The organism is Paraburkholderia sp., from assembly GCF_034668105.1.
Taxonomy (GTDB): domain Bacteria; phylum Pseudomonadota; class Gammaproteobacteria; order Burkholderiales; family Burkholderiaceae; genus Paraburkholderia.
Genome location: NZ_JAXDPY010000374.1, coordinates 1 through 10,331, shown reverse-complemented (window position 1 = coordinate 10,331; position 10,331 = coordinate 1). Strand labels below are relative to the sequence as shown.

Sequence of the window (10,331 nt, the reverse complement as noted above, 5' to 3'; positions counted from 1 at the left end):
GCGTGGTCCAAGCGGTGCTCATGATGAGTTTCTGATGGCAGCAACTGCGCAAAATCTGCGAAGAATGGCCAAGTGGCTCATGCCTAACGGTAAGCAGGCAAACCAGGCAGCCACATGACGAGAAACGAGGGGCATCGCACGCTGCAAGACCGCCGTCTCTCTCAACTCTCCGGCTTGAGACGTATTGTCAAAGCCTGTGCTCCAAACCAAAACACGACTTTTTCAACAGAATCGACCCACAAGGGACTTTCAGCTTTCTCAACAACAGACATTCCTTCTAGACCAGCCCATGCTGAATATCGTTCAGGTCTTCGATGACCGCAGTCGCGTGGTTTTTGCTGATTGCGCTCGTGGCCTTGTGGATGTGGTTGCGCCGAACGATCGAGCAGTCGCCACAGCCTTTCACACTGGCGCGGCTTTTGAGCGTGATTCACAGGTACAAGATCAGGGCGTCTAGTTTTTTGAACTTGTGGCATCAAGCTGAGAAAGATTGCATTCCGCTTTTTCGTTGCTAGCAAGTATGAAAGAATGCTTTCTCGCAATCAGAAAACGAGCGGGAATGACCGTGAAAGAATCGAAGACGCGGCAGGCTTTGCGCATGTTGAGCGAGAATCCGGACCTCTCGGCCTACGCCGTGTCCAAAATTGTGGGCATCATCAATCGGTCATCAGCAGGGCTCTCGCTGCGGAAAAGCTTAACGACTTGAGCGACACGAGCACTGATGAGCCAAAGATGAATCCCTCGTTTGACGAAAAAAAGACTGAACTGAGCAAATGGTTCGACCTTGCCGACATCCACCGCGACAAGAACATGACGGATGTGTATTCGAGTTATCGAGGTCGGATCGCGCGCACGCACCCGCAGTACGTGCGCCACTTCGATGTGCCCACGCAAGAATCAAGTCGCCCAAGGCGAGTCACGTTGCTAACTGCTGCGGGTGTTAGTGCTCTGTATGCAGAGGGTGAAGCGCTGCTCAATATCAAGCCATATACGCAGCCAATGCGCCTAACCGACATGGCTCGTCCGTACATTGTCGAACCTGGCCGGTTCACGACAGAAGGGCTAGAGAGGAAGATGCGCATTTTTGACCGCGACCAGTTCATCGAAATCGGACTTTGTGCCGCTTTGAGGCTACGTGCGCACGGCAAGTAGGATGAGAGTCCCGTTGGCCTTGCTGGTGCACGTGCATGCTCAGCCAACTTTTGCAGTTGCGCCCACAGGGCCCCAATGCGCGCCTATCGCGCACTCAGCCAGCAGTATCGCCCGGACAGAAACGAGCATCCGGATGCTACGCGCATCATTAAGATCCTGAACGAGGCATACGCCGTTCTGGGTGATGAGCAGGCGCGCGCTGGGTACGATCGCCAGCTCGCGGCCGAGGACGCGTTGGCGAAAATGAGCAGCGGGGCGACGCAACGCGTCAGAACCTCTGCCTCAGCCGGACCTCGCTGCACAGGAGCGGCGAGCGCGCGAGGAAGCGTTGCGGCGGCGCGAGGAAGCGGCGAAGGCGGCTGCGGAAAAGGCGCCCCCGCAGCAGACCGCGCATGAACGAGAGGATGATCGTGAGAACGAAATACCACTGCTCACCGAGCGGCCGGGTCGTGGCCCAGGTGAATCCAGCAGGCGATGTCCTCCCGACTGGCTGCATGTCCGAGCAGATGAGCGGTCCGGACATGTCCCAGACGATCGCATGGTCCGGCGGTGACACCGAGTCGCATCATTTCTGCAGGAGTGATGGCCGGGTCGCCGACGACAGGCCAACGTGCGAGAGCGATGCGCAACAGCAGGCGGCCGAAACAGCTGAGATCCAGGCAGGCGCTTCAGTGCCGGAATCTGGGCACGCGGACATCAACCCTCAGTGGCTCGAGCAAATCCGCAGCGGGACATCCGTTTCTATGCCAAGAGTGAGTGGGCAAACTCCGGCAAGATGATCGCGAGCGCGAAATACCACTGCTCAACGAGCGGCTGGCTCGTGGCCTAAGTGAGTCCAGCAGGCGAGGTCCTCGCGACCGGCTGCATGCCCGAGGAGATGAGCGGTCCTGACAGGTTCCAGATGGTCGCGTGGTCCGGCGGCGACACGGAGTCGCATCATTTCTGCATGAATGATGGCCGGGTCGCAGACGACAGGCCAACATGCGACTGAGATAGCATGCATTGCTGATGCCCGCGGCGGCGCATGACGGCTGCCCAGCTAACGAATCCTCTTGAGGCAAGGGCGCAAGCCAAATCCGCGGTGCCCGTCAGTATCCACGTGTCCTGGTATTGGCTGTTCCCGCAAGAGGCCTCTGTTGGTCGAATCGATTCGGATGGACAACGGTGGCCGGATTGCGACGCCTTCGAGACTCGGTCGCATTGAACTCGATGGGACATTCGACGGATGTGACACAGCCTCGAGCACCAGGTGGAGTTGGTAGCAGCGGCCTTGTTGGGTGCGGACAGTTCGATCCAAGCCTCCCGTCTGTCTCGTTCAGGATTGCCGCCGGCTCCAGTACCTTAGCCAGCTTGTGAGCGATCGCCTTTCGCATGATTATCGTATCGACAATCATGCGCTTCACGCTCAAAGCCAGATTAACAAGTTAAGAATGTAACCCTAATCTAAATCAATCAACGAAGCGGTTTTAGTTTCCGGCATCCAAAGGTAACAAATAAGGGAGAAGAAAATGCAAAGTGAAACATACCAAAAGAACCAGTTTTCATGCCCGATCTTTTTGGTCCACAGCGCGATGTATTCGACCGTTCCACTAAAAAGTGAAACGCTAAGGGCATAGGGAACCGCCAGGCCGAAGGAGCGGACTTCGACAGGAAATAGCTCAGCTTTAGTAATGGTGCTGACTGACGAATACATTGCCACAATTGCAAGTGCCGCCATAACCAAGGCGAAGACGATGAACGGGTTTTTTATGCCAGTGAGAAACGTGAAAAAAGGAATAGTTCCGAACGTCCCAACCGTTCCGAAAGTTAAAAGCAGGGGGCGACGCCCGATACTATCTGATAAAGCTCCAAAAACCGGTTGGATCACTGTGAACCCAATCAACGACAACACTGAAATAAGGCTGGCGGTACTTCTGTCCATGCCGGCACTGTTTATAAGGAACTTCTGCATATAGGCGGCAAAAGTATAGTTTGCGACAGAACCACCCAATGTCAAACCAAAAACCATCACACAGGCCTTTTTATGGCGCATCGCCTCGCGAATTGCGCCCCCTTGTCGTGAAGTTTTGGCATGTTTGGCAAAAGACCCAGTTTCTTCCATGTTCCGGCGCAGCACAATTCCGACGAGCGCAATTAATGCGCCAATCAGAAACGGAACGCGCCATCCCCAACTTTGTAGCTGCGTCGACGTCAAAAAGAACTGCTGAAGCATCACGAGCGTCGCCATAGCCAGAAGCTGGCCAAGAGAAATTGTGGTGTATAAGAAACTTGAGTAAAATCCACGCCGCCCCTTGGGCGCTGTTTCGCTCAAGTAAGCGGCCGCGCTTCCGCCTTCCCCACCAAGGCTGAGGCCTTGTAAAACTCTGGCAATGAGCAAAATAACGGGTGCCGCAAGCCCGATGCTCTGATACGTCGGAGTTACGCCAATCATCAGTGAACCAAAACACATCATGGAAACGGACACCAGCAGCGCTGATTTACGGCCGCGGCGGTCAGCGTAAATTCCTAATATCCATGCTCCAATCGGGCGCACAAGAAAACCAATGGCAAACACGGCCGCGGATTTAAGTAGTGCTACGGTCTGGTCACCATCAGGGAAAAATCCCTTGACAAAATAAATCTCTAACGCCGAATAGATAAACCAGTCGTAATATTCGAGCATGTTGCCAATGGAGCCACTAAAGATTCCCCAAAGCCGACTTCGCATATTCATATCATCACTCAGACTTCCATGCGACGTCTGCTGTTGATCTTGTCCTTCCGCACTGACATAAATACTTCTTTCCGCTTGTGTCTCTTGCATCGCTCCGCTCCTTCGATGTTAAAACGTTTTAGTGATCGATCTAATTGGATTTATGCAGATTTCTTACGAACCCGTGAATTTTCTGAGTTGCCTGACGCAGGAAGTCGTCGACCATCTGGTGTCTGAAACCAGGTAAAGAGTCCGACAGGTCTGTCCGGAAATCTCAGAAAGCCGAATCCACACGAGTACGGCGCAGGAAATCTGATTGCGCCAGTTACGTGCTTTGCAACATTGACAGCCCCTCGGGTCCGGTCAGATGCCTCGCCTCGCGATGAAACTGCGCGATCTTCCAGCGCAGACCGAGGCGTTGTGTGTGGCGTGCGAAAAATCCCGAGTGAGGTCGTTGGTGTCCGTCGCGACCATGGTGTTCCTGTTTGCGGGAGTGCCTGGCGCGGATCGGTCTTTTTCAGCGTTGGACGACGGGGCGTGCAAACGTTCGGAGACGTCACGACCGACACGGTGGTTCTGCCTGCCAATTACCGGCGAGACGCCTGTCCCTTAAAAGCTGTCCCATTCCCCTGCCTTGGCGGTTTGCGCCAACCGCACGGGCCGTGGTGCGGACCGTTTCACGGCTGTCGTGGTCGGCGCCCTGGCGTGCGTCGGGGCCGTTTTGCGCGTCTGCGCGTCGCTTTCCCTGCCGGAGTCGTGCGAGAAGTCCAGCCTGAACATCGAAACAGCGGCTTTGAGATCGCTCGCCTGCGACTCCAGCGCACCGGCGGCGGCAGCCGCCTGTTCGACCAGTGCCGCGTTCTGCTGCGTGACTTCGTCCATCTGCGTGACGGCCTGGTTGACCTGTCCGATGCCCTTGCTCTGTTCCTGTGATGCTGCGGTGATTTCACCCATGATGTCGGTCACACGCCGGATCTCGTGCGTGATCTCGCGCATCTTCGTTCCGGCTTCCTGTACATGGCTGGCGCCTGCCTGCACGCGCTCCACGGAATCGTGGATGAGCTCCTTGATTTCCTTGGCCGCCACCGAGGAGCGCTGCGCCAGCGAACGCACTTCCGAGGCCACCACCGCAAAACCCCGCCCCTGCTCACCCGCCCGCGCTGCTTCGACAGCCGCGTTCAGGGCGAGGATATTGGTCTGGAAGGCGATGCCCTCGATGATGCCGACAATATTGCCGATCCTTTCCGAACTGGCGTTGATGCCTTCCATGGTTTCGACCACGCGCGAAACCACGGTGCCGCCTTGCTCTGCCACCGAAGCAGCCTGCGCAGCGAGCTGGTTGGCCTGACTGGCATTGTCGGCATTCTGGGTGACGGTCGAGGTGAGCTGCTCCATGCTGGACGCCGTTTGCTCGAGCGAGGCGGCCTGCTCTTCGGTGCGCTGCGACAGGTCCTGGTTGCCCGCCGCGATCTGATGCGTGGCGGTGGCAATGGAGTCGGCCGATGCCTTGATCGTACCGATCGTCTGTGCGAGCTGCTCCTGCATGCGCTTCATCGAGAACAGCAGGCTTGAGCGGTCATCCGGCGCCGTCTTCACCACAGCGGTCAGATCGTTATCGGCAATCCGGTTGGCGATCTCAGCGGCATAGGACGGCTCGCCCCCCAGCGAGCGGAGGATGCCGCGGTTGAGCAGCACCACCACAGCCGACAGGGCCCCTGCCAGTACCACCAGAATCCCCACGCTCTGGTACAGAGACGCGCGAAATGCCGCGTCGATGTCGTCGACATAAAGCCCCGTCATAAGAATCCAGTCCCACGGCCGATAGGTCACGCTGTAGGCAATTTTCGGAGAGGCCTCGGTGGCTCCCGGCTTTGGAGCGCTAAACGCGGTAAAACCTTGGCCATCGCGCTTGATGACAGCAACGATATCCCTGAAGAGGTAAACGCCGTTCGGATCCTTGTAGTCGTCGGCGTCCTTGCCATCCAGTTTCGCGTTCGCTGGGTGCATGAGGACCCTCCGCTGCGAATTGATGATCTCAATGTAGCCGTTCTCGCCATACCGCATGTTCCGTATGCGAGCCATTGCCCGCTTCTGGGCTTCCGCCAAAGGAAGGGTGCCGGCGGCCGCGTCGTCGCCAGAGGTCTTGACGACACTGAGGGCGATCTGCGCCGCGTGTATCAGGTCGGCCTTGCGCTCATCCAGCCGCACTTGTCTCGTCTGGTACGCGTTGTAGATCGATACTCCGGCGAGACACAGCAGGCTCAAGATCAGGGGCAGCCAGAGTTTCTGTATAAAGGACATTTTCATAGGATTACGAATCTTTCAGTTTTGTAATTGTAAGCAAATACATACAAACTGTTTAACGGCACTCTAACCGGAAACTTCAGATCATGGAATCGTCCCGGCTCTGCGTTTAGCGATCGCGGGCGATTTCGCCAACCGCCTCCTCATGTTGACTTCAAAGAAAGCCGCAGGCTATGCGAATGGATTCGCCTCAAGCAGCGCAGGCACCGAGTCCGTCGCGGTCCCGATCGTGACACCGACTTCTTCGACCACCTACTCCTCGTTTAGCGGCAATGCCTTCAATTCATACGGCACGACGCATGTAAACGGCTTCGGAAGTAGCACAAGTTAGGGGACCTCGACTAGCGTCGTGCCCATGACGGTTCATCGGGCCAACTATTGCGCCGGCTATTGGGTGAAGCAAAAGCCGCCCGTATTTTGCGTCACGCTGCTGCCACTCACGCCCGACCGGCACAAAACAATTGGCACAAATTCCGGACTGCTGGTTCGGGTCGTCGTTGTCGGGTCGTCAGCCTACAAGGCTGACATTTTGCAGGGCGACTTTCTGATGGCGATCGACGGCGAAGCTACTTCCGACGTTCAAGAAACGCTGAGGCTGCTTAAAACCCATGCGGGGCAGAAGGTGAAGCTATCGCTGGTTCGAAACGGGACCACGATTGAAAAGGACGTTCAGCTCGCTACCGGCGCGAATTGACGTGAGCAGCGACAGGACATGGCCGACGCCATCTCTGCACGTCGCCCGCAGAAAAGGCGCGGGCTGAAATCTCTCGTGAGCACCGCACTCTCATGGAGGCGATGCTCCGATGACCCAGAAGCTGATCGCCGTTCACGGGGAACCGACGCCTATCCTGGACTTTTCAATACCGCGGCGCTGACGCTTGTTTTAACCTCGGCAACGACTGGACGGCGCATATAGGGCATCCGGCGGCAGACTGTCGAGCATCCATTCGGCACGATCAAGGCATGGATGGGCGCAACCCATTTCCTGACAGGGACCATCGAGCGGGTGAGCACGGAGATGAGCTTGCACGTGCTCGCGTACAACATGAAGCGGGTCATCAAGCTACTCGGTTCAGAGCGCTTATGAAGGCGATGCGGGCGTTACGCCCCGCATCGGGTTGCTGAGCCTGGGAAAAATGCGTGGTTGTGATTTGACGTTTGTGTTCCCGCACTTCACCTGCCGCGACCTGCGCCGCGACAGACTTCGTCAATTCCCAGCGGCTAAGCGTTTTGACACAATCTGGGCCAAGAGCCGACTCTGGCCGGCAACATCCGCTTACTCTTTAGCAGTTGTACGACGATCATAAACACGATCACCGCAACGAATCGGCTTCTTCGGAAAGCATGATGATTAGCACACGTTTCACGGAGCGCTTTGGCATCAAGCATCCAATTATTTGTGCGCCAATGGCGTTCGTCACTGGCGGGGCGCTCGTGGCTGCGGTGTATCGCGCCGGAGGACTTGGGATCGTTGGCGGAGGTTATGCAGGGACGCTGGGCGGGGAACCTGACTTAGAAACTGAACTTTCTCAAGTGAATGCTGGCAAATTCGGCGTTGGATTCATCACCTGGGCTCTGGCGCGCGCGCCGGAGATGCAGACGAAAGCGTTGCGACATTCGCCGTCCTGCGTGTTCCTTTCATTGGCGACCCTCGTCCGTTCGCAGCAGAAATCTGCGACGCAGGCGCCGCGCTCATCTGCCTGGTGCAGTTCCTGTCGCAGATCGACGTAGCACTGGAGGCTGGCGCCGCAGCGATCGTAGTACAGGGCACCGAGGCAGGGGGGCACGGAGGAAACCGTTAAACGTTTCCGTTTGTGCCGGAAGCTGCCGACTACTTGAAATACACTCACCTGGAACTTTGCTGGTTGCCGCCGGAGGCATAGCGGACGGGAGAGGATCGGCAGCACCAAGGTTGCCAGCGGCGAATATGCTTCTGAAAACGAGGTAATCCGCGACGGGCTACGCACCCTCGCGGCCCGCGACAGGGCCGTTGAGGCCTGGCTGCGCGACGAGGTGGTGCCTGCGGCCGAAGCTTTGCGCGCGGAGCCCGCGCGCGCTCACGCCCGAGCAGGTGCGCGCTCACCTTGCGAAGAAGCACTCGGGCGCCGCATGACCTACCGGGTGCAGTTTGCCCCGGAAGCGCGGGACCAGCTTGAGGACATAGAACGGTTCATCATTGAAGCGGGTTCGCCCGTCACGGCGGCTCGCTAAGTGGACGCCATCGTGAATTTCTGCCTGCGCCTGCAGACATTCCCTGAGCGCGGCGTTCCGCGCGATGATCTGTTTCCTCGCCTGCGCGTGACCCACTACCGGCAGCGCGCGGTCATTGCTTACCTTCTGGATCCCGAGGTGGTGTCAATCGTTGGCGTGTTCTACGGCGGGCAGGTCTGGGAACCGTCTTTCGTAGATCCGACGGAACACGACCACTGATGACGCGCCTGCGCCGCGGTCACCGACGCGACCGGTCGGCGCGCAATCGTCGAGTCAGTCGACGAGCACGACAGGAAATTGAGAAGCACGGTCAAATGGAATAACCTCGTCAGTCCGACCAGCCAACTGTTCTGAATCCGACGGATGCAGCTCGACCTTTTCAACGACCGCCGCGATGTGATGCTGCGCAATGACGTCCTGTCAGCGTTGCTGCGGTACGATGCCGCGGGCGCGCGGGGCGCGCTGCAGGCCCTTGCGAACGAGTATCCGGACGATGTCGCCCAAGTGTATTTCGGTTCGATCGTCAATGCTCTCGAGGGTCGATCGACGGTATCGTTTGACCGTCACTAAGCCGCCCTGCAGGCTCGCCAGGCGCTATCTCACGAAGTCCAGCCCGCAGTCGCGCATGTGTTCCCGAGGCAGAGCGGCGCGACCTGGCTCGCACCGCTCTGGGCAGAACTGGCCGGGCGCGCCGCTGCGCTGCCGTTCCGTGCGGACGACGCGGATGCGCACGCGGCGCCGCTGTTCCTGCTTGCTGCGCGGTGGGCCGAGGCCTCCGATGCGACATCGCGCATCGCGTCCTGGCAGCGTCCCGCCAATGCGCACCCGCACACCTTCACCGTTTGCGACAGCGTGGGCTGAAGGATGAACAACGTGGTCAACGCGAGCCATTAGGCCTGTTGTATGCCCGACAGGCGTGCAATGGTAACCGCGATCATTGCCGCCACGGACATCCGCGCAGCGTACCGGGCGTAGGTATTCCCGGCGGCGAATTCCGCGATCAACGCGGTTAGCCAGCCCTGGCGTGGACGGTTGCGCGGCGCCGCGAGTGCTGCCACGATGTCCGGAGCGCCATCCATGCGCGCTTCGCGAGCAAGCAGAACGGACAGGCGCTTGACGAGATCGAGATTGGCACGCAGCCACGTCGATCCCTCGCCGGGCCCGTGGGTCGCGAGCCACGCAGGCTGGCACGCTCGCAGGGTTTGTTGCAGCCGAGCCTGACACTGCTCGACCGCGCCCGGGGATGCGCTCGAACCGTTGCGCAGGCGTGTCGCGCTCGCGTCGATCTGCGTGGCGAGCTGGCCGTAGGCGGGCGCGAGCAGGGTGGCGGCTTCACGCCGGGCGGCGTCGTGTCCACCGGCGAGGAGCGTTTCCAGGCCCGCGAGCAGGGCCATCGCCTGTTCCGCGTCGCGGACGAACCCGGCGCACGCCGAAGGGGCCTCGCCGTTGCAGTTCGCGACGGCCACCGTCATCGCATCGAGCTTCGTGCGCAGTTCCGCGCGCCCGTGCTCGAGCTGCGCCCGGTCGCCGTAGGCCGCCTGCCCGAGGCGGCTGGCAAGCGACGACATCGCATGCAGATAGGCGAGCGTTGCCTGCTGCGCGCGCTTCGTGCGGCTGGTCTGCCAAAGCGTGCCGCCCGCGAGCGTCGCCCATACGCTTCCGATCAGATAGAAGACGGTGTAGCGCGTCGCCGCGTCGAGGTCATGCGCCGGGAAACAAGCGGATACCCAACAGGCCGTTGCCGTAAGCAGGCCGCGCAGTCCCGGCGCCGGACCTCGCGCACCCACGGACGCGCCCGCGTAGGCAACCGCGCCGACCACGGCAATCGACAGCACGGGGAGCGCATGCCCGGCGATCGGATTTTGGTGCAAATAGGTAAGCGGGCTGAGAAGTTTCCTCTTTGAAGGATACCTTATCGATCGGACAGGACAGCATTCCATACGGCGGGCGCAGCGGCATCCTTGAGGCCGAG

General features: G+C 59.0%; 12 protein-coding genes and 3 pseudogenes. 11 read left to right on the top strand and 4 right to left on the bottom strand.

Annotated features, from left to right (window positions below):
* The first annotated feature begins 289 nt into the window (after window positions 1-289).
* The 4 genes and pseudogenes from QOC89_RS16730 to QOC89_RS31900 all read left to right on the top strand — a co-directional run.
* Window positions 290-457, top strand: a complete 168-nt coding sequence (locus QOC89_RS16730; protein WP_323046029.1) for a hypothetical protein — start codon at window positions 290-292, stop codon at window positions 455-457.
* A gap of 102 nt (window positions 458-559) precedes the next feature.
* Entirely contained in the window at window positions 560-706 is a 147-nt protein-coding gene (locus tag QOC89_RS16725) for a hypothetical protein (RefSeq protein ID WP_323046028.1), read from the top strand.
* A 26-nt stretch (window positions 707-732) separates the two neighbouring features.
* Window positions 733-1,152: a hypothetical protein gene (locus QOC89_RS16720; protein WP_323046027.1), complete on the top strand. Its 420-nt coding sequence runs from the start codon at window positions 733-735 to the stop codon at window positions 1,150-1,152.
* Between the two features lie 75 nt (window positions 1,153-1,227).
* Window positions 1,228-1,350: pseudogene (locus tag QOC89_RS31900) on the top strand (DnaJ domain-containing protein); the annotation flags it as partial.
* Between the two features lie 70 nt (window positions 1,351-1,420).
* Here QOC89_RS31900 and QOC89_RS16715 read toward each other — a convergent pair.
* From QOC89_RS16715 to QOC89_RS16705, 3 genes are all read right to left on the bottom strand, one after another.
* Window positions 1,421-1,708 carry a hypothetical protein gene (locus QOC89_RS16715; protein WP_323046026.1) on the bottom strand — a complete coding sequence of 96 codons (288 nt, stop codon included), beginning with the start codon at window positions 1,706-1,708 and terminating at the stop codon, window positions 1,421-1,423.
* A gap of 882 nt (window positions 1,709-2,590) precedes the next feature.
* A complete protein-coding gene (locus QOC89_RS16710; RefSeq protein WP_323046030.1) occupies window positions 2,591-3,865 on the bottom strand; it encodes an MFS transporter in 1,275 nt (424 codons plus the stop codon).
* Window positions 3,866-4,453: 588 nt separating this feature from the next.
* On the bottom strand, window positions 4,454-6,151 hold the full coding sequence (locus QOC89_RS16705) for a methyl-accepting chemotaxis protein (RefSeq protein WP_323046025.1): 1,698 nt from the start codon (window positions 6,149-6,151) through the stop codon (window positions 4,454-4,456).
* Between the two features lie 352 nt (window positions 6,152-6,503).
* Between QOC89_RS16705 and QOC89_RS16700 the strand changes: the two genes are divergently transcribed.
* The 7 genes and pseudogenes from QOC89_RS16700 (at window position 6,504) to QOC89_RS16675 (ending at window position 9,220) form a co-directional block, all read left to right on the top strand.
* Window positions 6,504-6,842, top strand: a complete 339-nt coding sequence (locus QOC89_RS16700) for a PDZ domain-containing protein (RefSeq protein WP_323046024.1) — start codon at window positions 6,504-6,506, stop codon at window positions 6,840-6,842.
* 225 nt (window positions 6,843-7,067) lie between these two features.
* Window positions 7,068-7,273 (top strand): annotated as a pseudogene (locus QOC89_RS16695) (IS5/IS1182 family transposase); the annotation flags it as partial.
* Window positions 7,274-7,438: 165 nt separating this feature from the next.
* Window positions 7,439-7,879 (top strand): nitronate monooxygenase, encoded by a 441-nt coding sequence (locus tag QOC89_RS16690; RefSeq protein ID WP_323046023.1) that lies wholly within the window; start codon window positions 7,439-7,441, stop codon window positions 7,877-7,879.
* A gap of 165 nt (window positions 7,880-8,044) precedes the next feature.
* Window positions 8,045-8,261: pseudogene (locus QOC89_RS31895) on the top strand (ribbon-helix-helix domain-containing protein).
* Between the two features lie 98 nt (window positions 8,262-8,359).
* Complete coding sequence (locus tag QOC89_RS16685; RefSeq protein ID WP_323046022.1) at window positions 8,360-8,578, top strand: hypothetical protein; 219 nt, start codon at window positions 8,360-8,362, stop codon at window positions 8,576-8,578.
* 144 nt (window positions 8,579-8,722) lie between these two features.
* Window positions 8,723-8,929 carry a hypothetical protein gene (locus tag QOC89_RS16680; RefSeq protein ID WP_323046021.1) on the top strand — a complete coding sequence of 69 codons (207 nt, stop codon included), beginning with the start codon at window positions 8,723-8,725 and terminating at the stop codon, window positions 8,927-8,929.
* Between the two features lie 57 nt (window positions 8,930-8,986).
* Complete coding sequence (locus QOC89_RS16675; RefSeq protein ID WP_323046020.1) at window positions 8,987-9,220, top strand: hypothetical protein; 234 nt, start codon at window positions 8,987-8,989, stop codon at window positions 9,218-9,220.
* 29 nt (window positions 9,221-9,249) lie between these two features.
* Here QOC89_RS16675 and QOC89_RS16670 read toward each other — a convergent pair whose 3' ends face one another.
* Window positions 9,250-10,194: a hypothetical protein gene (locus tag QOC89_RS16670; RefSeq protein ID WP_323046019.1), complete on the bottom strand. Its 945-nt coding sequence runs from the start codon at window positions 10,192-10,194 to the stop codon at window positions 9,250-9,252.
* Window positions 10,195-10,331 lie beyond the last annotated feature (137 nt).

Excerpts from the sequence above, each read along its gene's own strand:
- QOC89_RS16725 (WP_323046028.1), top strand. The coding sequence starts at position 560 with ATGACCGTGAAAGAATCGAAGACGCGGCAGGCTTTGCGCATGTTGAGC.
- QOC89_RS16730 (WP_323046029.1), top strand. The coding sequence starts at position 290 with ATGCTGAATATCGTTCAGGTCTTCGATGACCGCAGTCGCGTGGTTTTT.
- QOC89_RS16720 (WP_323046027.1), top strand. The coding sequence starts at position 733 with ATGAATCCCTCGTTTGACGAAAAAAAGACTGAACTGAGCAAATGGTTC.
- QOC89_RS16710 (WP_323046030.1), bottom strand. The coding sequence starts at position 3,865 with ATGAATATGCGAAGTCGGCTTTGGGGAATCTTTAGTGGCTCCATTGGC.
- QOC89_RS16680 (WP_323046021.1), top strand. The coding sequence starts at position 8,723 with ATGCAGCTCGACCTTTTCAACGACCGCCGCGATGTGATGCTGCGCAAT.
- QOC89_RS16705 (WP_323046025.1), bottom strand. The coding sequence starts at position 6,151 with ATGAAAATGTCCTTTATACAGAAACTCTGGCTGCCCCTGATCTTGAGC.
- QOC89_RS16700 (WP_323046024.1), top strand. The coding sequence starts at position 6,504 with ATGACGGTTCATCGGGCCAACTATTGCGCCGGCTATTGGGTGAAGCAA.